This window comes from Nonomuraea sp. NPDC049378 (genome assembly GCF_055586745.1).
In genome coordinates this window covers 78489-98636 of the sequence record NZ_JBVJHP010000018.1, presented here as the reverse complement: position 1 = coordinate 98636, position 20148 = coordinate 78489, and the positions used below count along the sequence as shown (strand labels likewise).

Genomic DNA, 20148 nt, shown 5'->3' with positions numbered 1-20148 from the left:
TGCTGGACGAAGCCTTTGAGAAGTCCACCGACGCCGGCACGGGCGGACTTCGCGGAAACCCTGTCGGATGAGCGGGAGGAGTCTTGACGACTGGCGTCGGATGCCACGCGGTGACCGTACCATAGGCAGCGTTTTTTCCCTTCCGCTATGAAAGGCGAGGTCAATGAGGGAGAACCCCCTGGTCCTGCACGTATTGGGTGCTCGTCCCAATTTCGTGAAAGCGGCCCCGGTGGTCCGGGCACTCGGTGAACTCGGCGTGCGGCAGGGCATCATCCACACCGGTCAGCACTATGACGCGCTGATGTCGGACGTGTTCTTCGCCGATCTCGGCCTGCCCGAGCCGGTGGCGAACCTGGGCGTCGGCTCGGGCAGCCACGCCAGGCAGACCGCGGCGCTGCTCGTCGGCCTGGAGGAGGTCGTGCAGGAGCAGGAGCCCGACCTGGTCGTGGTGTACGGCGACGTCAACTCGACGCTGGCCGCGATCCTCGTCTGCGCCAAGCTGGGCGTGAAGACCGCGCACGTGGAGGCGGGGCTGCGCTCGTTCGACCGCGGCATGCCGGAGGAGGTCAACCGGGTCGTCACCGACGCGCTGGCCGACGTGCTGTTCGCCACCTCGCCCGAGGCGCTGTCCTACCTGGCGTCCGAGGGCGTGCCCGCGTCGAAGGTGCACCTGGTGGGCAACCCCATGATCGACAGCCTGTACGCGGCCCTGCCCTCGCTGGACCCGGCGCCCGTGGTGGAACGGCTCGGCCTGCCCGGCCGCTACGCCGTGGCGACCCTGCACAGGCCGGCGAACGTGGACACGGCCGAGGCCGCCAAGGAGCTGGTCGACGCGGTTCTGGACGTGTCGCGGCAGATCCCGCTCGTGGTGCCCGTGCACCCGAGGGGCAAGGCCCGGCTGGCCGAGGCGGGCCTGGTCGACGGCCCGTCGGTCAAGGTGGTGGATCCGCTGGGTTACGTGGACTTCCTCTCACTCGTCCGCGGGGCGGCGCTGGTGGTCACCGACTCAGGGGGCGTGCAGGAGGAGACGACCGTGCTGGGCGTGCCGTGCCTGACCGTACGGCCCAACACCGAGCGGCCGATCACGATCACCCACGGCACGAACCGGCTGGTCACGCCCGCGCTGCTGCCGGCGGCGGCGGAGAAGTCACTGGCCGACGGCGCCTTGACGCCCGCGGGCGAGCTCCCGGTGTTGTGGGACGGCCAGGCCGGCCCGCGGATCGCGAAGGTGATCTCCGCCTGGCTCAAGGGGGACAACCTGGCCCCTGCCTCTCAGGGCAAACGCCCCGAATAGTGGCCATTTCCGCCGTAGCATGATGTACCTCCGCTGAGCGTTAGGCGTCCCACCATGGCCGAAAATCCTCGCGGGGGGCAGGCCCCCCGCGTTCCCCCCGAGAATCTCGGTGCTTCGCACGGATCTTCCCAACACGAACCCTCCGAGTTCGTGTACCAGCGACTCGGCCCCGTCAACTGGCTGCCCGAGGACCGCAAGGTCGTCGAGCGGTACGAGGCGGAGCTGAGAGAGTTGCGGCGGCGGCTGGAGATCGCCGAGGCCAAGGCCGCGTACGCCGGCTGGAAGCTGGAGGCCACGCAGGCCAAGCGCACGTTCAAGCTGGGCGAGGCGCTGGGCACGAAGAGCCCCGGAAAGATCGTCGAGGCGGTCAGGTCGAAGCAGAAGGCCCCCAAGCCGCCCACACCCGTCACCGAGGCCATCGAGGCGGCGAACAACCGGCCGCCGCTGGTCGACGTGCCCGCGGTGAAGTGGCCGGCGGGCCCGGTCAACCGGCCCGACCTGAAGGTCGCGGTGATCCTCGACGACTTCTCCAGGATGGCCTTCCGCTACGAGTGGGACCAGATCGAGTTCGGGCTCAAGGACTGGCCCGAGATCTTCGCGGACAAGCGGCCCGACCTGCTGTTCTGCGAGTCGGCCTGGCACGGCAACCAGGGCCGCTGGCGCTACCAGATGACCGGCACCAACGCTCCCAAGGAGCCGCTGCGCGACCTGGTGGCCTGGTGCAGGCAGGAGGGCATCCCCACGGTCTTCTGGAACAAGGAGGACCCGCCGAACTTCGACTTCTTCATCGACACGGCCAAGCTGTTCGACTACGTGTTCACCTGCGACGGTGACATGTTGCCGAAATATCGCGAAGTTCTCGGACATGACCGGGTGGACGTGCTGCAGTTCGCCGCCCAGCCCCGCGTGCACAACCCCATCCAGCAGCGCCAGGGCCGCCTGCACGACGTGGTGTTCGCCGGGATGTACTTCCGCGACAAGCACCCCGAGCGCCGCGAGCAGATGGAGACCGTGCTCGACCCGATCAGGGAGCTCGGGCTGCACATCTTCGCCCGCAACGGCGAGGTGGACGAGAAGTACGCCTGGCCGGAGAAGTACCGGCCGCACATCGTGGGCGAGCTGCCCTACGACCGGATGCTGGCCGCGTACCGGATGTACAAGGTCTTCCTCAACGTCAACTCGGTGCTGGACTCGCCGACCATGTGCGCCCGCCGCGTCTTCGAGCTGTCGGCCTGCGCCACCCCCGTCGTGTCGGGGTGGTCACGGGCGATCGAGGAGACCTTCGGCGAGCTCGTCCCCATCGCGCGCGAGCCGGTCGAGTCGTACAACCAGGTGCTGCACCTGATCAACAGCCCCGAGCTGCGGGCCAGGACGGGCCACCTGGCGATGCGCGAGGTCTTCGACAAGCACCTGTTCTCCCACCGCGTGGACCAGATCCTCCAGCTCCTCGGGCAGCAGACGCCGGCGAGGTCGCGCTCGATCTCGGTCGTGCTGCCCACCAACCGCGCCGCCCAGATCGAGCACGCGATCTCGTCGGTGGCCCGCCAGATCCACCGGCCGCTCCAGCTCGTCATGGTGCTGCACGGCCTGGACATCGACCCGGTCGTGGTCGCCGACAAGGCCCGCATGGCGGGCATCACCGACGTCGTCGTCCTGCCCGCGGACGCCTCGCTCTCGCTCGGCGCCTGCATGAACCTGGGCATCGCCGCCGCCGAGGGCGACCTGATCGCCAAGATGGACGACGACAACCTCTACGGCGAGCACTATCTGTCGGACCTGGTCAGGGCGTTCGACTACTCCGACGCCGAGCTGGTCGGCAAGGGCGCGCACTACGCCTATTTCGAGGGCATGAACACGACCATGCTGCGCCTGCCCGGTCTGGAGCACCGCTACTCGTTCCTCGTCCAGGGCGGCACGTTCCTCGGCAAGGCCGACATGTTCCGTTCGTACGGCTTCGCGGACATCACCCGCGGCGAGGACACCCAGCTGGTACGGCGGCTGAAGGAGGACTCCGTCAAGATCTACTCGGCGGACCGCTTCAACTTCGTCTACTGGCGCAGCGCGGACGCCTCGATGCACACGTGGCAGGCCGACCACATCAAGCTGACCCGCAACGCGCAGTTCGCCTTCGTCGGCCGCCCTGACGACCACGTGCTCATCTGACCCGTCAGGCGACCTGTTCGAGGTTCTTGTCGGCGAGGCGGGCCAGTTCGTACAGGCCCTGCGCCTTCACCTTCTGGCCGACCACGAGCATGCTCATGACCACGGTGCCCCGCCTGATCATGACGGAGCCGATCTGCGCGTTCTTCTCGCCGCCGGCCGCCGAGGTGAGGTAGGCCCGCGACTCGTCGCCCTTGGGCGGCATCTTCAGCGTCCTGGTCGTGTACGTCACCTGCGTGCCGCCGACGTCGGCCGTGTAGGAGGCGCACTGGCGCGGCAGCGGCTTGGGGAAGGACTCCGACGGCAGCGACACCACCGCCTGCGTGATCGAGCCGCGCTCGGCGGCGAACGCGATCACTGCGGCGGGCGCCCCCGCGATGTCGGGCTGCTCGATGTCGAGCTGCGCCGCGCCCGCGCACTCCGGGCGCTGCAGCTTGGCCTGGCGCAGCGCGGCGATGCCCTGCTGGGTGGACTTGAGCTTGCCGAACGCGCCCAGCTCGGGGCCGTAGGCGACGTGCATGCCGTCGGGCACCGGCAGCAGGGCGGCGCGGAGCTTGGCCGATGCGGCGGACGGCGAGGACGCGGACGCCGAGGCGGCGGGGGCCTGCGGCTCCTCCCCGGAGGAACATCCGGCTAGGGCCAGCATGCCCAGACATATGCCAGAAATGGTCTTAAGCATATACGCTCCAATTCGCTCGCGCGGCATTGTCGAAAACGCTAGAGGAAGCGGAGAGTACGCAGCCGGGCAACGTCGCTATTCGCGGAATTCAATGGTTTCGCGGCTTTTCCGGTTCCGCGGCCCACGAAGGGTGCCGCGATCGTGCTGGTCAGGCACCCGCCACCGCCAGGAGGCTGCCAAGAGGGGCGTGCCGGCCACTTGACTCTCCGGCCTGACATGCCGGACGGGTGACCCGATCAGGCATTCGCCGTAATAGGTCGCGCAAAATGTTTCTCGAACCACTGCGCGGCATGACGCCGCTTTTCACCCGGCTGCTGATGATCGCGCCATGGGCCTGACTCCACGCGACCTCGGGATGAAACAGATCATTTCCCGCCGGGACTTCTTCGACGGCATAGCCGTGAGCGCTCTGGGGAGCCCGGCGGCGGCACGAGTGGCGCATGGCGCCCCTGGGCAGGCTGAGACGCCCCAGAACGCCGCGTACGGGCCGGGCGGCTTCACGGTGCGGGGAGACACCAGTGAGGCGCTCAGCGTGCCGCACGCGCTGCGGGACGGGCGGTTCTGGGCCCACGCGGGCGCGCCGGAGGCGACAGGCGAGCGCTACGACCTCGTGGTGGCCGGCGGCGGGCGCAGCGGGATGAGCGCCGCCACCGCATGGCTGCGGCACGATCCCGGCGCCTCCGTCCTCGTCCTCGACAACCACGACGAGGCCGCGGGGCAGGCCCGGCGCGACGCGCTGCGCCGCAGGACCCGCCAGGGAGCCGAGCGGGGACGGCCCGACAGCGTGATGTGCGACGCGGAGACCTTCGGCGCGGACACGCTGGTCAGGCTCGACTCGCCCGGATGGGCCGGCGAGGCGCCGATCGCCGAGCGGGCCAGGCGCGACCTGCGCATGCTCCACGAGAACCCGCCCGACTGGTTCCCCAGGCTGTCGGCGGAGGAGAAGCAGGAGCGGCTGGCCGCGCTCACGTACTCCGAGTTCCTGCTCCAGGTGTGCGGCGTCCATCCCGACGTCGAGCGGTTCTGCCGGACCATGCCGTGCCGCGAATGGGCCTACGACACCCGGGCCTTCGGCGCGATCGACGCCTGGGGCACCGGCTATCCGGGGTTCGCCGGCCTCGGGCTCGACCGGGACAAACCCTCCCGGCTCAACTCGCCCAGCGTGCGGCAGGAATGGCAGGCCGGCGTCCGAGGCGACCACGTCGCCCCGCCGCCGTCCGACGGCCGGGCGCGGCTGCGGCTGTCCAGCCCGGTGGTGTTCGCGCGCGACGGCGCCCGCGCCGCGACCGTGGGTTACTTCGACGGCCACCAGGTCATGACGGTCGAGGCCGGGGCGGTGATCCTGGCCTGCTGGAGCGCGGTCGTCCCGTACCTGGTGCCCGAACTCCCCGAGGACCAGCGGCGGGCGCTGCGCTCGGCGATCAGGGTGCCGCTGCTGCACGCCACGGTGCAGGTGCGCGACGCGCACGCATGGCGGCGGCTCGGCGTCCGGCGGGTGCGCTGGACGGGCGCGTACTGGTGCTTCTGCGAGCTCGAACCGCCCGCCACCGTGCACCTCCTGGCCGCGCCCTGCCGCTCCGAGCTGGGGCCCGGCGCGGGCGCCGCGGCGGGCAGGCGGGAACTGGTCAGGACGCCGTACGGGCGGCTCGAGCACACCATCCGCGACCAGCTGGCCCGGCTGCTCGGCCCTGCCGGCTTCGACCCCGCGGCGGACATCGAGGCGATCACGGTCGACCGGTGGGGGCACGCGAACACGCCCGAGTACTGCCGGCCCTGGCACCCGTACTATCCCGACGGGCCCTTCCCCGCGGATGTCGCGCGCAGGAGCTTCGGCAGGATCGCGATCGCGGGCTCCGACTCCGCGCCCGTCGGACGCGCCGACGCGGCCGTGTCCGCCGCGCTGCGCGCCGTCGCGGAACTCGGGCGATGACGCCGGTGTCTGGACTGAGGAGGAGGAAGCGCAGCGACCGAACGACGAGGGAAGACACCGGACCCAAGCGACCGAGCCCGCGATCCGCAGGATCGCCATCAACCCGCGAGGGAGCGCCGGTGTCTGGACTGAGGAGAGAGGGAGCGCAGCGACCGAACGACGAGGGAAGACACCGGACCCAAGCGACCGAGCCGCGATCCGAAGGATCGCCATCAACCCGCTTCGGCCCGCCGAGAGCCCCAGATCCCGTCCCAATAATCCCGGTAATGAACGTCTTCCCCCCACTGCGCGGGGACCATAAACGGTGCTAGTCTCCTGTGCGATCTTCCGGAGGTGTATTTACACAAGGTGTGGAAATGCCCCCGACTCGAGGTTGGGACATGGGCTCGCGAAACCGGTCAATTCGGTTCAAGATCTTCTTATTGCTGCTGCTACCCCTCCTGTCTCTGAGCGCGCTGTGGGGTTTCGTGCTCAACCTCACCATGGGCGACACCCAGTCACTGCTCCGGGCGGACACGCTCTACCAGACGATCGGTGTGACCTCCACCGACCTGGGCTTACAGCTGCAGGCCGAACGCGTGCGCTCGATGGAACCGCTCACCGCGCGTGAGCTCTCCGAGGTGCTCGGCAGCCAGCGCTCCCGCACCGACAAGGCCGTCGACGACTTCCGCCGGGCCGTCGACGAGGCCGGCGACGCCGTCGACAGCGACCTGCGCCGCCCCATCGGAAACCTCAACGTCGCCCTCGACCGGCTCGGCCAGATCAGGGCCGGCGTCGACGAGAGCCGCGGCAACCGCCTCACCACGCTCAACGCCTACAACCACGTGCTCGACCGGCTCTTCCTGGTCTACGACCACCTGGTCACCGTCTCCGACCTGGCCATCTACCAGCAGGCCTCCGCGATGCAGGCCATGGGCATGGCCCGGGAGTACATCGCCAGGGAGCACGCCCTCATCGTCGGGACGCGCGGCGCCGAACGGCTCAGCGACGCCGAGGCGGCCGCCTTCACCGAGTACGTCGCCTCCAGGAAGTTCCTGCACGCGCGCGGGCTGGCCGGGCTCGACGTGCGGCTGCGCGAGCCGTACAAGCTGGTCTTCGCCACCGACCCCTTCCTCTCCTTCACCAGCCTGGAGGCGCGCGTCGCCGGATCCGGCGAGCTGCCCGCCGACAACGACCGCTGGCACGAAATCGTCGACCGGCTCACCACCCAGCTCGACGAGATCGGCGCCGAGTCGTCCGCGACCGTGGCCACGCGCGCGGCCGAGGCCGCCACCTCAACCATCGTCAAGATCGCCATCGCGGGCGGCGTCGGTTTGATCGCGGTGCTCGCGTCAATCATCATCTCTGTACGCTTCGGTCGCCGCCTGGCCGGCGAGCTGGGCGGGCTGCGTTCGGCCGCGGTCGAGCTGTCGCAGACCCGGCTGCCCGAGATCGTGGCGAGGCTGCGCAGGGGCGAGGACGTCGACGTACGGAAGGAAACGAAGGCGATCAAGGTGAGCGGTTCCGCTGAGATCACCGACGTGGCCAGGGCCTTCGGCTCCGTGCAGCGCACCGCCGTCAACGCAGCGGTCGGCCAGGCCTCGCTGCGGCGCGGCGTCGGCCAGGTCTTCCTCAACCTCGCCCGCCGCAAGCAGGGCCTGCTGCACCGCCAGCTCGCGCTCCTCGACGGCATGCAGCGCCGCACGCACGACCCCGACCGGCTGGAAGAGCTCTTCCGGCTCGACCACCTGACCACCCGCATGCGCCGCCACGCGGAGAGCCTGATGGTGCTGTCGGGCGCCGAGCCAGGAAGGGCCTGGCGCAAGCCGGTGTCCGTGATCGACATCGTCAGGGCCGCGGTCGCCGAGGTCGAGGACTACACCAGGGTCGCCGTGGAGGCGATGCCGGTCGGCGCGGTCGACGGCACCACAGCGGCCGACATCACCCACCTGGTGGCCGAGCTGGTCGAGAACGCCACCATCTACTCGCCGCCCGACACCACGGTCCGGGTGAGCGGCGACATGGTGAGCAACGGCTACGCCATCGAGGTGGAGGACAAAGGCCTCGGGCTGTTGGCCGGCGAATACGCCCAGTTCAACGCGCTGCTGGCCGCGCCACCCGAGTTCGACCTGGCCGACAGCGACAGGCTCGGCCTGTTCGTGGTGGCCAGGCTGGCCGAACGGCACGGGATCCAGGTGCTGCTGCGACGCTCGCCCTTCGGCGGCACGACGGCCATCGTGCTCGTGCCGCGGACGCTGGTGTCCGACCAGGCGACACTGGAGGCGGGCGGCGGCGACGGCAAGGCCGCCCTGCCGAGCCGTACGAGAAAGAAGGCGCTCGCGGTCGTGACCTCGGGCACCCACGCCGGGCTGCCCAGGCGAGTGCGTCAGGCCAAGCTGGCGCCGCAGCTCAAGCAACAACCGCCTGAGCCGGAGCCGCAGGCCGAACGCTCTCCCGAAGAGGTACGCGACCTGTTCTCCGCGTTCCAGCGGGGAACGCAACGCGCCCGAGAAGAAGCCTCTGAGGAGGGGCCCATGAGTAAGGGGGATGCATGAGTGTGCCGGCCACCAACACCGGTGAACTGAACTGGCTGCTGGACGACCTCGCGACGAGGGTCGCCGCGGTCCGCCAGGCGGTCATCCTGTCGACGGACGGGCTGGCGGTGGGTTATTCCAGCGCGCTGACCCGTGACGACGCCGAGCACCTGTCAGCGGTCGCGGCCGGGTTCCAGAGCCTGGCCCGCGGCACCGGGCGGCATTTCGGCGGCGGCGACGTGCGCCAGACCATCGTGGAGATGGAGAGCGCGTTCATGTTCGTCACCGCGGCCGGACAGGGCACCTGCCTGGCCGTCATCGCCGATGCCAGCGTGGACGTCGGCCACATCGCCTACGAGATGGCGATGCTGGTCAAGCGGGTGGGTCAGCACATCAGCACCAACCCACGCGCTGGAGCGTCATGAGCGATAGCCCGCAGTGGTTCGATGAGGAGGCGGGGCCGATCGTCCGGCCCTATGCTCTCATCCGCGGTCGCACGCACTCCTCCGGAGACACGTTCGACCTCGTGGCCACCGTGCGCGTCATCGGCGACCCGCCTGACGAGCTCGGCCCAGAACAGCAACTGATCCTGCGGGCAGCGCGAAACCCGATCTCGGTGGCGGACCTGGCCGTCGAGATCGACCTGCCCGTCGGCGTCGTCCGGGTCATGCTCGGCGACCTGCGTGACAACGGCCTCATCTCGGTGACGTCGCCCTCGGCTGGAGGGGCGCGCTCGAACGAGCGCATTCTCAAGGAAGTGATCAATGGACTCCGTGCTCTCTGAGGACCCCGTCGCGCTCAAGATTCTTGTCGCGGGGGGGTTCGGCGTCGGCAAGACCACACTGGTCGGGTCGATCAGCGAGATCAAGCCGCTGCGCACGGAGGAGGTGCTCTCCGACCGCGGGATCGGCGTCGACGACCTCGACGGGGTGGAGGCCAAGTCCACCACCACCGTCGCGATGGACTTCGGTCGCATCACGATCCGCGACGGGCTCGTGGTGTACCTGTTCGGAACGCCGGGCCAGGAGCGGTTCTGGTTCATGTGGGACGAGCTGTCCCACGGCGCGCTGGGCGCGGTCGTGATCGCCGACACCAGGCGGCTGACCGACTGCTTCCCGTCCGTCGACTACTTCGAGCAGCGCGGCACGCCGTTCGTGGTGGCCGTCAACTGCTTCGACGGCGCCGCCCGGCACAGCGTCGACGACGTGCGCATCGCGCTCGACCTCGAGGACGACGTACCGGTGATGCTCTGCGACGTGCGGCGGCGCACCTCCGCCAAGGAGGTCATGATCACCCTGGTCGAGCACTCCTTGCGGACCCTCGCCTCGGCGAACTGACGCGCGGGCCCCGGCTACAGGGCACGCAGGCCGTTGATCACCTCTCGGAGCAACGACTCCGAGGGGGCGGCGGCCTTGTCGCGCGGCGGGCGTACGGTCACCAGGCCGTGGTCGAGCAGGTCTCCCAGCAGCACCCGCACGACGGCGACCGGCAGGCCGAGGGTCGAGGCGACCTCGGCGACGGGCTTCGACTGCCCCGCCACGCAGGTCAGCAGCCGGCGGTGCTGGGAGCCGAGTTCCGCCTTGGCGGGCGCGGGCAGGCCCGTCGAGGCGACGGTCGCCAGCAGGTCGAGCGCCGACGACGACGTGGGCCTGGTGCGCCCGCGGGTGACCGCGTACGGCCGGACGACCGGCCCCGCCTCCTCGTCGACCCACTCGTGCTCGCGACTCACGATCCAGATCCCCCATCCTGCTCGCTGTCCTGCCGCCCGCGCTGCCAGCCGGACTGGAGCGAGGAGAGCAGCGCTCTGGCCTCCTCAGGTGAGCGCTCCGCGACCGGCTGCTCGGCGGGCGGCGCCTCCTTGAGCCGCTGCGGCAGGTTCGCCTGCCGCTCGCGCCGCGGCAACCCCGTCTCCCGTTCCCGCTGGGGCAGGCCCGTCGTCCGCTCGCGCCTCGGAAGCCCCGCGTCCCGCTCGCGCTGCGGCAGCCCTGTCTCCCTTTCCCGCTGCGGCAGCCCCGTCTCCCTTTCCCGCTGCGGCAGCCCTGTCTCCCGCTCGCGCTGCGGCGGCTCGGCCGGCTCGGGGTCCTGCCGCTGTGGCAACGCCGTCGGGCCGCCCTGGAGTTGCTGCGGCACGGCCGTACGACCGTTCCCCTGGGATTGTTGCGGCACCACCGTGCGAGCGTTCCCCTGACCCTGCTGCGGCACCGCCGCCGGGCCGCTCCCCACCGCCCGTCTGCTGGTACGGATCCGGCGCGGCAGCTCGCCCGGCCCGGTCGGCTCCTCCCTGACGACCGACACGGAGACGGGCTCGAAGTCCATCGGCTGCACGGGCGTGGGGATGGGCTCGACCAGCGAACCGGGCACCAGCACGATGGCGGTGGTGCCGCCGTACGGTGAGGGTTTGACCGTGACCTTGACGCCGTGCCTGGCGGCGAGCATCGCGACCACCGCGAACCCGAGCCGTTCGGTCTGCGCGGGGTCGAACTCCGGCGCGCTGGCCAGGCGCTCGTTGATGGCCCTGCGGGTGTGCTCGTCCATGCCCAGGCCGCGGTCCTCGATCTCGACCGCGAAGCCCTTGCCGACCATCTCGCCGCGCACGGAGACCTCGTTGCCGGGGGAGGAGAACGAGGTGCCGTTCTCGATCAGCTCGGCGAACAGGTGCATCAGGTCGGCCACCGCGGCGCCGGAGACGCCGCACTCGGCCATCGGGTAGACGCGAACGCGGGTGTACTCCTCGACCTGGGCGGCCGCGCCGCTCAGCACGTCCTCCATCGGGATGACGCCGCGCCACCTGCGGCCCGCCGAGCCGCCCGACAGCAGCACGAGGCCCTCGGCGTGGCGGCGCATGCGGGTGGTGAGATGGTCGAGCCTGAACAGCCGTTCCAGGGCCTCGGGCTCCTCCGTCTGCCGCTGCATCTCGTCCAGCAGCCGGAGCTGGCGCTGGAGCAACGACTGGCTGCGCCTGGCCAGGTTGCGCAGCGCCTCCGACACGCCCTCGCGCAGCCTGGCCTGCTCGACGGCGGCGTCCACGGCCGTGCTCTGGACGCTGTCGAACGCCGCCGCGAGGTCGCTGACCTCGCTGGTCGAGTTCTCGCTCACCCTGATCGGCGGGGCCTCGGTCGCGATGTCGACGCTCTCGCCCTTGCTCAGCTTCGACACGACCTCGGGCAGCCTGATCTCCGCCAGGTCGAGCGCCGTGCGGCGCAGCGCGGCCAGCTCGCGGGTGATGCGGCGGCCGACCCTGATCGAGACGACGACGGAGAACACGACCGCGATCAGGCCGAGCGCGCCGGCGACGCCGGCCTGCACCAGGACGGACACGCCCGCGGGCTCCATCCTGGCGAGCAGCTTGTCGCCGGTGGTGCCGATGGCCTCCCGATATTCGGCCTGCACCTGATCGGCGATGCCGCGCCAGAGCTGCATGTCCACCCGCTGGCCGCCGATGTAGCCCTCCAGGAGGTTCTCCATCGTGACGTATCGGGGCGAGTAGTACAGCTTCTCGAACGGCGCCCGCAGCTCGGTGTCGAGGTTGGCCAGGGCCTGGGGATACAGGTACGTCCTGGCCCCGTCGATTCCGGCCAGCATGTGCGTCTCGTGCATGGTGGCGCGGCCGTTCGTGGCCACGATCAGCGCGTGCTCACGGCTCAGCAGCTCGCGCGCCTGGTCGGCGGTGATCAGGCCCTGCCCCTGCAGGGACAGCTCCAGGTCGGTGCTGACCACCAGCCTGGAGTACAGCAGGTGGATCTCGTCGGAGACCTTCGAGTATTCCGTGACGAGGTTGCCGGCGACGAACCTACGGTCGTCGACCTTCTTCCTGATGTCGGGCAGCCGGTCGGCCTCCGCGAGCACGGTCTGGAGCTGGGTCCGCATGTCCGGGGTGAGGACGTCCTGGGTGTCCTGCGCCATCGCTCCGTCGCGCAGCTCCTTCCTGGCCACGTCGACCTTCTCCCGAGCCTGCGCCAGCGCCTTCGGATCCTGCACCGCGCCCGCGAGCCGCTCGGCCGAGGCCAGCCGCTCGGCCTGCAGGCCGGACACCAGGGCGTCGGCCCTGTTGATGACACCGGTCCAGATGGTCTCGACCTTGAGCAGGCTGAGCGCCTCTCCCGACGTTGTGCTCGCGGCGAAGCCCCAGAGCGCGATCAGGGAGACCAAGGGGATGACGAGCAGCGTCGAGATCTTGAATCTGATGGATCTGCCCGATGCCATGACACCTGCTCCCGGATAGAAGATCGCGGGAGAGAATAGCACCGAAACAGATGCTTTTAAGATCGACTAGCGATAAATCTGTGATATGTCGGGAAATTGACGGCCTTTGCGGCGGCCGGACGCCAGGCCAGCCACGCCAGCCACCCCGCGAGCACCGCCAGCAACGACACCTCCGCGGCCAGCAGCAACCGCTCCACCAACCCGATCATCACCCGCTCGCCCGGCAGCGCCACGTAGGTGATCGCCAGCAGCCCGAACCCGCCCGCCAGCGCCACCCACTCCACAGCCCGCGCGACGGGCTTCCACGCCGCGTGCGCGGTCAGCCGGGGCACCAGCAGCGCGCCCGCGGCCGGCAGGCTCACGAACGCCGCGACCGACGCGTACCTGTGGATCTGCGCCGCGAGATCCGGATCCTGGCCGATGGGTGTGGTCGGGATGATCGCCGCCACGATCAGCGCTCCCGACCACACCATCAGCAACCGCCCGGGCATCCCCCGCACGGGCGCCCCCGCGGACCGCAGCCCCGCCAGCAACACCAGAGACCCGACCCCGAGAACCGCCATCGCCATCTCCGTCACGCCCCCGCGGTCGGACACGGCGAACTCGCTCACGGTCACGTTCATGGGGTCGAGGTAGGGGGCCGAACCGAACTGGCCGGCCACCACGGCGACCACCGAGAACAGGATCGAGGCGCAGGCGATCAGGGGGTAGAGCCTCTTTGCTGCGGTCATAGGCCCTACCCTGCCCCTGGCGACCGCTCCCCCGCATCAGGCCCCGCCCCCGACCCGACCCTGACCCGTCCCTGAGTCCTCATCTGTGGGCAGGGCGCGCGCCCGTGCCGCCACGCGGCGCGGAGCCGGCGCGGCGGGCCGGCGTCAGTCGAGGATGTGCGCGGTCGCGCGGGCGTAGCGGTGGCGGATCTCCTGCACCGCCTGACCTTCGTACGTCTGGGTGTCCCCCGAGCGCCAGTCGGGGGTGGTGACCAGGGTGGCGGCCTGGTGGGCGGCGCCGTCGGCGACGTATTCGGCGGGTGGCGGCACCGCGATCGGCACGCCGAAGATCGTGGGGGCGATGCGGCGGACCGCCTCCGAGCGGGCCGCGCCCCCGATCAGCAGCACCCGTTCCGGCCGCAGGCCGAGCGCGTCGTGCGCGTCGGCCAGCCCGCACAACATGCCTTCGACGGCGGCCCTGGCCAGGTGGGCGGGGGTGGCGGTGGACAGGGTAAGCCCGTGGATCGACCCCGTCGCGGTGGGCCGGTTGGGGGTGCGCTCGCCTTCGAGGTAGGGGACCAGCGTGAGCCCTTCGGCCCCCGGCGGCGCCTGGAGGGCGAGGTCGCTCAGCTCGTCGAGCGAGACGCCGGCGATGCGGGCGGCGGCGTCCATGACGCGGGCGGCGTTGAGCGTGCACACCAGCGGCAGGAAGCGCCCCGTCGCGTCGGCGAACCCGGCGACCGCGCCGGTGGGGTCGGCGCTGGGTGTCTCGGCGACCGCGAACACGGTGCCGGACGTGCCGAGCGACACCACGACGTCGCCGGGCCGGGCGCCGACGCCGAGCGCAGCCGCCATGTTGTCGCCGGTGCCCGGCGCGATCAGCACGCGTCCGGAACCCGGCGCCGCCTCCTGCGGCCCGAGCACCTTGGGCAGGTGCGGGACGGTGCCGAGGGCGGTCTTCAGCAGGTCGGTGCGGTAGGCGCCGGTCGCGGGGGACCAGTAGCCGGTGCCGGAGGCGTCGCCGCGGTCGGTGGCGAGCTGGTCGAGGGGCGGGGTGGGGGCCTCGCGCCAGGCCCGCGCGTCGAAGGGGCCGGAGGCGAAGGCGCCGGCCAGGCGCCAGGTGAGCCAGTCGTGCGGCAGGCACACCGCCGCCGTGCGCTGGACGCCGGCCGGCTCGTGCTCGGCCAGCCAGCGCAGCTTGGTCACGGTGAACGACGCCACGGGCACCGAGCCCACCGCGTCGGCCCACGCCTGAGGGCCGCCCAGCTCGGTGACCAGGTCGGCGGCGGCCTGGGCGGAGCGGGTGTCGTTCCACAGGAGGGCGTCGCGGACGACGTCGCCCGAGGCGTCGAGGCAGACCATGCCGTGCTGCTGGCCGGCCACGCTGATGGCGGCCACGTCGTCGAGCCCGCCGGCCTCCTCGATGGCCTGCAGTAGTGCGGCCCACCAGTGTGACGGGTGGACCTCGGTGCCGTCGGGGTGCGGGGCCCGGCCCTGCCGGACCAGCGCGCCCGTCTCGGCGTCGCGGATGACGACCTTGCAACTCTGCGTGGAGGAATCGACCCCTGCGACCAGCGTCACCCGCGTACTCCTAACACGTGTTCCAGCGCCGAACTGGTTGAGATGGGGGGAATGCTACCCGCGCCCGGCGGGGGCGCGGGTGACCAGGGCGTCCGCAGCCGTCCGGGAGATGCGCCCGTCGGCGCGGTCAGCTCGCCCATGTCTCGATGCTCCCCCCGCGATCAGGTGTTCACAAGCCCGACGGGTCGCGGCCCACGCTGATCTCCTCGGCGATCCTGCGGATCTCCGTCACCTCGAGGCCGGGAGCCTTGGGCAGGTCGCGCAGCAACGCGTCCATCACCACGGGCACGGGCTGGCCTGCGAGCCTGCCCGCGATGCCGTGGACCGCCCTGAACAGCGCCTCTTCGGTGTCGTGCATCGGCAATCTCCTCGGTTCGGGTACCCGGAGAACGGTACGGCCTCTGCCCGACAGTTGCGCGCCACACCCCGCCCGCGTGTTCCCCGCAGCCGATGGGCCCCGGCAGGCCCCACCGGCCGTCGCTCGGCGGCAGCGGGGCTCCCCAAGTGGTTGAATTCTCATACATTTGAGGTGGCTCCATCGAAAGGGGTACACCATGCCGGTTCAGCGGCTCAACCACGCGGTCCTCTACGTGCGCGACATGGAGCGCAGCGTCGCCTTCTACCGTGAAGCCCTCGGTTTCGAGGTCGTCATGAGCCTGCCGGGCGCCGCCTTCCTGCAGGCCCCTGGCTCGACGAACGACCACGACCTGGGCCTGTTCGAGATCGGCGGCGACGCGGCCCCCTCACCCGCGGGCCGCACCTCGGTCGGCCTCTACCACCTGGCCTGGGAGGTCGACACCCTCGACGAGCTCGATCGCATCGCCGCCAGGCTGCGCGAGCTCGGTGCGCTGGTCGGCGCCTCCGACCACGGCACCACCAAGGCGCTCTACGCGAAGGACCCCGACGGGCTGGAGTTCGAGGTGTCGTGGCTGGTGCCCGCGGCGTTGCTGACCGACGAGGTGCTCGCCGCCCGCTCCAGCATCCGCCCGCTCGACCTGAGCGCCGACAAGGAGCGGTACGGCGCACGGACCCGAGGCGGCGTGGGCGTGTCCGTCCCGGCCTGAAGTACGGTGGTGATGACGGCTCCTTCGCCACGGAGCGATTCCACCGGGTGACTTCCAGGGGAAACGGCCATGCCAAGCGATCCTGACCATGTGCTCGACGCGATCGACGGCGTAGTCGACGAGTGGGAGACGCTGAGCGCCGACGCCATGCGCTGGGCGCCTCCCGAGAGCAAGAGTCCCGACCTCATGACCGAGGTGACCGAGATCTTCGGCCCGCTGGTCAACGCGTTCACGGAGGTGCTGCGGCCCGTCGGCGACGCGTTCGAGCGGGTCCTGCAGTCGTTCGACGACGACGACCGCTGACGCGACCCCCTCCACCGGCGGGCCCGTCCGCTCGGCCTGGGGTCGCGGAGGGGTGGACGGTGACAGAGGGTGCACTAGACTGGCTCGCATGACCTGGCGACATTGATCCATAACCAGGGGCCGGCGCGGGGCGCGCGGGCCTCCGAGGCGACAAGCACTCGGAGTCCCTACTCGTCCCCCTGGAAGGCCTCATGCTTGTCGCATCACTCTACGTCTACGCGTTCCTCGGCGAATTCCTGCTGATCTACCCGGTCTACACGCTGCTGTTCATCGACACCGGGTTGTCCGTGGCCGAGACCTCGTCCCTGTTCGTCATCTGGTCGGCGACGGGCATGGTGCTCGAGATCCCGTCCGGTGCCTGGGCCGACCGGCTGTCCAGGCGCGTCACCCTGTTCCTCGGGCCGCTGCTGGCCGGGCTGGGTTTCACCCTGTGGTTGGTCTTCCCTTCCTACTGGGCGTTCGCGCTCGGCTTCGTGTTGTGGGGCGCCGAGGGGGCGCTGGTTTCCGGCGCGTTCGAGGCCCTCTCCTACGAGGAGTTGGAGCGCCGCGGCCAGGCGCACCGTTACACCGCGGTCATAGGCCGGGCCACCGCCGTGGGCACCGTCGCCGCCGCGGCGGCGATCGGCCTGGCCACGCCCGTTCTCGCGGCCGGCGGCTATCCGGCCGTGGGCGTCGCCAGCGTGCTGGCCTGCGTCCTGTGCGCGGCCACGGCGCTCACCCTGCCCGAGCACCGCACGCGCGGCGACGGCGCTGAGGAGGGTTACCTGGCGATCCTGAAGGCCGGCCTGACGGAGGTCCGCACGGATCGCCGGGTCCTGCGCGCTGTGCTGCTGGTCGCCTTCGTGACGGCGATCTGGGGAGCGCTGGAGGAGTACGTCCCCTACCTCGCGATCGAGGCGGGCGTGACCAAGGCCGTGATCCCGATGCTCATCCTCCTGACCTGGGTCGGCGCCACGGCGGGCGGCCTGCTGGCCGGACGCGCCCGGCACATGCCGCCCCGCGCATACGCCCTGACCCTCGCCCTCGCGGCGCTGGCCATGGCGGCGGGGGCGGTGAGCGGGCACCCGGCCGGGTTCGTGCTGATCGCCCTGGCCTTCGGGGCGTTCCAGCTGGCCGGGGTGGTGGCGGACGCGCGGATGCAGGAGCAGATCACCGGCACGGCCAGGGCCACCGTGACGTCGGTCGCCGGTCTGGGCATGAACGTGGTCACGCTCGCCGTGTACGCCGCGTACGGGGCGACGTCGTCGTACGTGTCGAACGGCCTGACGTTCGCCCTCATGGTGGTGCCGTACGCGTTCATCGCCCTGGTGACGGCGCGCTCGACGGCGCTCGCCCCGGCGCGCCGGTGACCGGGGCCGTTCCCCGGCGGCGGCCCTGCTCGCCGCCGGGGACGGCCTTATGGGCGGAGGGCCGCCGGTTCGGGCCCACGGCCGAAACCGCGGATATAACACCGAAATAGGGCCTGTTTGACATCTGACGAGAAGCGTTAACCTCCGTTAACTTGACAGCACCCCCAACCGAGGAGTGCTCATGTTGAGTAAACGCGGTGCGGTGGCAGGATCCATCATCCTCGCCGCCTGCCTGGCCACCCCCCTCAGCCCAGCGTTCGCTGAGCCGGCACCGCAATCAGCTCCCCCCTCCGCGCCTCCCCCCGTGATCGACGCACTCGAACGCGACCTCGGCCTTTCCGAGGAGCAGGTCATCACCCGGCTCGCCAACGAGCAGCGCGCCGCGGCCACCGAGGCCTCGCTCAGCGGCAAGCTGGGTGCCGACTCGTTCGGCGGCGCCTGGCTCAACAAGGACGCCTCCAAGCTCATGGTCGCCACCACCGACGCCGCCGAGACCGCCGCCATCGAGGAGCAGGGCGCGCAGCCCGTCGTCGTCAAGCGCACGCTGGCCGAGCTCGAGGGGATCGTTCAGAAGATCGACGAGGCTCCGGAGACCGCCAGGTCCGGTGCCGCCCTCTGGTACGTGGACGTGACCGCCAACAACGTCTCCGTCCAGGCCTCCACGGTGGAGGCCGCGCAGGCCCTCGCCGACGCCGCGGGCGTCGACAAGGAGGCGCTGACCGTGTCGGCGACGACTGAGCAGCCGAAGCCGTTCATCAACATCATCGGCGGGTCGGCCTACTACATCGGCTCGAGCCGCTGCAGTGTCGGCTTCTCGGTCACGCGGGGCAGCACCCCCGGCTTCGTCACCGCCGGGCACTGCGGCCGGGCCGGCTCCAGGACCACCAACCCGACCGGCACCTTCCAGGGCTCGTCCTTCCCTGGCAACGACTACGCCTGGGTCGCCGCGCCCGGCAACACCCCGCAGCCGTTGGTGCGCGGCTCCGGCGGCTCGACCGTGACCGTACGCGGCTCCTCGCAGGCCTCCGTCGGCTCCTCCATCTGCCGCTCCGGCTCCACCACCGGCTGGCGCTGCGGCACCATCCAGCAGCACAACGCCAGCGTCACCTACCCGCAGGGCACGGTACGCGGCCTCACCCGCACGTCCGCCTGCGCCGAGCCCGGCGACTCCGGCGGCTCGTTCATCTCCGGCAACCAGGCCCAGGGCGTGACGTCCGGCGGCTCGGGCAACTGCAGTTTCGGTGGCACGACGTACCACCAGCCGGTCAATGAGATCCTCAGCGTGTACGGGCTCACGCTCCGCACCGGCTGACCTTCCCGCGAACACGCGCAGCGCGCCCCCCGCCGCGGGCGCGCTGCGCCTTTTCCGGTCCGTGCGCAGGACCGTCGCGGCGGCGGCGATGAGTTTCTGGCGGCGGGCCGGTCTGTCGTGGTGTAAGGCACATCGACGACAGAGGAGTGGGCCATGAGGCGACCCGTTCTCGACAGCATGCTGCTCGCGAGCACCGATCCCGACAGGCTGCGCGACTGGTACGCCGCGGCGCTGGAGCCGGAGGAGAAGACCGACGTCGGCGTGATCCGGATGCTGAAGTACGGCGGCTTCCATCTGCTGATCGACACGCGGGCGGACATCGCGGACAAGAATGCCGAGCCCGGCAGGGTGATACTGAACTTCGACGTGGCCGATGCCCGCGCCGTGGTCGCCCGGATGGAGAGTCTGGGAGTTTCGTGGCTGGCCGAGCTGGAGGACCGCGACGGCAGCCTGTTCGCCACCGCGATCGATCCCGACGGCAACTACGTCCAGATCATCCAGCTCAGCGAGGCGCACCGCGCGGCGATGTGACGAGAGGGGGCGGTTATCGTGTTCGGCACGACGAAGGCGTTCAGCGGTTTCTCCGTGAATGACGTCGCGGCAGCGAGAAGTTTTTACGGCGGCACGCTCGGGCTCCGGGTTTCCGAGGAGCACGGAATGCTGACGCTGCACATCGAGGGCGGCAACGGCGTCCTGGTATATCCGAAGGGCGACGCCCACACGCCGGCCTCGTTCACGGTTCTCAACTTCCCGGTCGAGGACATCGACAAGGCGGTGGAGGAGCTCGCGGCGCGGGGAGTGCGTTTCGAGCGTTACGAGGGCATGCCGATGGACGAGAAGGGGGTTTTCCGCGCGGAGGGCCCGCCGATCGCGTGGTTCAGGGATCCGGCGGGCAACGTCCTGTCGGTCATTCAGGTCTAGGCCTCGCGCGGGGGGGCCCCCAAGGCGCCCCCCCCCCCCGAAACACCCTGGAAACACACCGCCCGGTCTCCCGGTCTTCCCACGCCCACCCCTCTTGACAACCCTTTCCTCGCCCGCCATTTTGTGTAA

At 70.7% G+C, this 20148-nt stretch carries 19 protein-coding genes; 13 read left to right on the top strand and 6 right to left on the bottom strand.

All coding sequences use genetic code 11. From position 1 onward, the window contains the following. The first annotated feature begins 163 nt into the window (after positions 1–163). Both wecB and ACZ6SA_RS34460 read left to right on the top strand, forming a co-directional pair. Positions 164–1294: a non-hydrolyzing UDP-N-acetylglucosamine 2-epimerase gene (wecB, locus tag ACZ6SA_RS34465; RefSeq protein ID WP_465832909.1), complete on the top strand. Its 1131-nt coding sequence runs from the start codon at positions 164–166 to the stop codon at positions 1292–1294. A gap of 150 nt (positions 1295–1444) precedes the next feature. Beyond that, complete coding sequence (locus ACZ6SA_RS34460; RefSeq protein WP_347646062.1) at positions 1445–3457, top strand: glycosyltransferase family protein; 2013 nt, start codon at positions 1445–1447, stop codon at positions 3455–3457. Between the two features lie 4 nt (positions 3458–3461). Here ACZ6SA_RS34460 and ACZ6SA_RS34455 read toward each other — a convergent pair whose 3' ends face one another. Continuing rightward, positions 3462–4100, bottom strand: coding sequence for a hypothetical protein (locus ACZ6SA_RS34455; protein WP_347617454.1), 639 nt, complete (start codon positions 4098–4100; stop codon positions 3462–3464). 361 nt (positions 4101–4461) lie between these two features. On the opposite strand from ACZ6SA_RS34455, the gene ACZ6SA_RS34450 reads away from it, so the two are divergent. From ACZ6SA_RS34450 to ACZ6SA_RS34430, 5 genes are all read left to right on the top strand, one after another. Next, positions 4462–6063 carry an NAD(P)-binding protein gene (locus ACZ6SA_RS34450; protein ID WP_465832907.1) on the top strand — a complete coding sequence of 534 codons (1602 nt, stop codon included), beginning with the start codon at positions 4462–4464 and terminating at the stop codon, positions 6061–6063. Positions 6064–6485: 422 nt separating this feature from the next. Continuing rightward, positions 6486–8597 (top strand): sensor histidine kinase, encoded by a 2112-nt coding sequence (locus ACZ6SA_RS34445; RefSeq protein ID WP_465832905.1) that lies wholly within the window; start codon positions 6486–6488, stop codon positions 8595–8597. Continuing rightward, on the top strand, positions 8594–9001 hold the full coding sequence (locus ACZ6SA_RS34440; protein ID WP_347617457.1) for a roadblock/LC7 domain-containing protein: 408 nt from the start codon (positions 8594–8596) through the stop codon (positions 8999–9001). The genes ACZ6SA_RS34445 and ACZ6SA_RS34440 overlap by 4 nt, the downstream gene beginning before the upstream one ends. Further along, entirely contained in the window at positions 8998–9360 is a 363-nt protein-coding gene (locus ACZ6SA_RS34435) for a DUF742 domain-containing protein (protein WP_347617458.1), read from the top strand. The genes ACZ6SA_RS34440 and ACZ6SA_RS34435 overlap by 4 nt, the downstream gene beginning before the upstream one ends. After that, positions 9341–9913: a GTP-binding protein gene (locus ACZ6SA_RS34430; protein ID WP_347646058.1), complete on the top strand. Its 573-nt coding sequence runs from the start codon at positions 9341–9343 to the stop codon at positions 9911–9913. Before ACZ6SA_RS34435 ends, ACZ6SA_RS34430 begins: the two co-directional genes overlap by 20 nt. Before the next feature lie 14 nt (positions 9914–9927). On the opposite strand, the gene ACZ6SA_RS34425 is transcribed toward ACZ6SA_RS34430, so the two are convergent. From ACZ6SA_RS34425 to ACZ6SA_RS34405, 5 genes are all read right to left on the bottom strand, one after another. After that, a complete protein-coding gene (locus ACZ6SA_RS34425; RefSeq protein WP_347646057.1) occupies positions 9928–10305 on the bottom strand; it encodes a DUF742 domain-containing protein in 378 nt (125 codons plus the stop codon). Then, a complete protein-coding gene (locus ACZ6SA_RS34420; RefSeq protein ID WP_465832901.1) occupies positions 10302–12779 on the bottom strand; it encodes a sensor histidine kinase in 2478 nt (825 codons plus the stop codon). Before ACZ6SA_RS34420 ends, ACZ6SA_RS34425 begins: the two co-directional genes overlap by 4 nt. Before the next feature lie 56 nt (positions 12780–12835). Beyond that, positions 12836–13510 (bottom strand): DUF998 domain-containing protein, encoded by a 675-nt coding sequence (locus ACZ6SA_RS34415; protein ID WP_347646055.1) that lies wholly within the window; start codon positions 13508–13510, stop codon positions 12836–12838. A 144-nt stretch (positions 13511–13654) separates the two neighbouring features. Continuing rightward, complete coding sequence (locus tag ACZ6SA_RS34410) at positions 13655–15070, bottom strand: xylulokinase (RefSeq protein WP_465832898.1); 1416 nt, start codon at positions 15068–15070, stop codon at positions 13655–13657. A gap of 169 nt (positions 15071–15239) precedes the next feature. Beyond that, positions 15240–15428 (bottom strand): hypothetical protein, encoded by a 189-nt coding sequence (locus ACZ6SA_RS34405; RefSeq protein ID WP_132341854.1) that lies wholly within the window; start codon positions 15426–15428, stop codon positions 15240–15242. A gap of 196 nt (positions 15429–15624) precedes the next feature. Between ACZ6SA_RS34405 and ACZ6SA_RS34400 the strand changes: the two genes are divergently transcribed. The 6 genes from ACZ6SA_RS34400 to ACZ6SA_RS34375 all read left to right on the top strand — a co-directional run bounded on the left by ACZ6SA_RS34400 (position 15625) and on the right by ACZ6SA_RS34375 (position 20019). Then, a complete protein-coding gene (locus ACZ6SA_RS34400) occupies positions 15625–16134 on the top strand; it encodes a VOC family protein (protein ID WP_347646053.1) in 510 nt (169 codons plus the stop codon). Positions 16135–16203: 69 nt separating this feature from the next. Continuing rightward, a complete protein-coding gene (locus tag ACZ6SA_RS34395) occupies positions 16204–16437 on the top strand; it encodes a hypothetical protein (protein ID WP_347646052.1) in 234 nt (77 codons plus the stop codon). 191 nt (positions 16438–16628) lie between these two features. Next, a complete protein-coding gene (locus ACZ6SA_RS34390; protein WP_465832895.1) occupies positions 16629–17786 on the top strand; it encodes an MFS transporter in 1158 nt (385 codons plus the stop codon). 304 nt (positions 17787–18090) lie between these two features. Further along, positions 18091–19098 carry a S1 family peptidase gene (locus ACZ6SA_RS34385; RefSeq protein WP_465832893.1) on the top strand — a complete coding sequence of 336 codons (1008 nt, stop codon included), beginning with the start codon at positions 18091–18093 and terminating at the stop codon, positions 19096–19098. 153 nt (positions 19099–19251) lie between these two features. Continuing rightward, a complete protein-coding gene (locus ACZ6SA_RS34380) occupies positions 19252–19629 on the top strand; it encodes a VOC family protein (RefSeq protein ID WP_465832891.1) in 378 nt (125 codons plus the stop codon). 18 nt (positions 19630–19647) lie between these two features. Continuing rightward, positions 19648–20019, top strand: a complete 372-nt coding sequence (locus tag ACZ6SA_RS34375) for a VOC family protein (protein WP_465832889.1) — start codon at positions 19648–19650, stop codon at positions 20017–20019. Positions 20020–20148: the final 129 nt, after the last annotated feature.

Bases quoted from the DNA above. Each gene is read 5' to 3' on its own strand.
- wecB (WP_465832909.1), top strand. From the start codon at position 164: ATGAGGGAGAACCCCCTGGTCCTGCACGTATTGGGTGCTCGTCCCAAT.
- ACZ6SA_RS34455 (WP_347617454.1), bottom strand. From the start codon at position 4,100: ATGCTGGCCCTAGCCGGATGTTCCTCCGGGGAGGAGCCGCAGGCCCCC.
- ACZ6SA_RS34450 (WP_465832907.1), top strand. From the start codon at position 4,462: ATGGGCCTGACTCCACGCGACCTCGGGATGAAACAGATCATTTCCCGC.
- ACZ6SA_RS34440 (WP_347617457.1), top strand. From the start codon at position 8,594: ATGAGTGTGCCGGCCACCAACACCGGTGAACTGAACTGGCTGCTGGAC.
- ACZ6SA_RS34435 (WP_347617458.1), top strand. From the start codon at position 8,998: ATGAGCGATAGCCCGCAGTGGTTCGATGAGGAGGCGGGGCCGATCGTC.
- ACZ6SA_RS34430 (WP_347646058.1), top strand. From the start codon at position 9,341: ATGGACTCCGTGCTCTCTGAGGACCCCGTCGCGCTCAAGATTCTTGTC.
- ACZ6SA_RS34420 (WP_465832901.1), bottom strand. From the start codon at position 12,779: ATGGCATCGGGCAGATCCATCAGATTCAAGATCTCGACGCTGCTCGTC.
- ACZ6SA_RS34415 (WP_347646055.1), bottom strand. From the start codon at position 13,510: ATGACCGCAGCAAAGAGGCTCTACCCCCTGATCGCCTGCGCCTCGATC.
- ACZ6SA_RS34405 (WP_132341854.1), bottom strand. From the start codon at position 15,428: ATGCACGACACCGAAGAGGCGCTGTTCAGGGCGGTCCACGGCATCGCG.
- ACZ6SA_RS34400 (WP_347646053.1), top strand. From the start codon at position 15,625: ATGCCGGTTCAGCGGCTCAACCACGCGGTCCTCTACGTGCGCGACATG.
- ACZ6SA_RS34395 (WP_347646052.1), top strand. From the start codon at position 16,204: ATGCCAAGCGATCCTGACCATGTGCTCGACGCGATCGACGGCGTAGTC.
- ACZ6SA_RS34390 (WP_465832895.1), top strand. From the start codon at position 16,629: ATGCTTGTCGCATCACTCTACGTCTACGCGTTCCTCGGCGAATTCCTG.
- ACZ6SA_RS34380 (WP_465832891.1), top strand. From the start codon at position 19,252: ATGAGGCGACCCGTTCTCGACAGCATGCTGCTCGCGAGCACCGATCCC.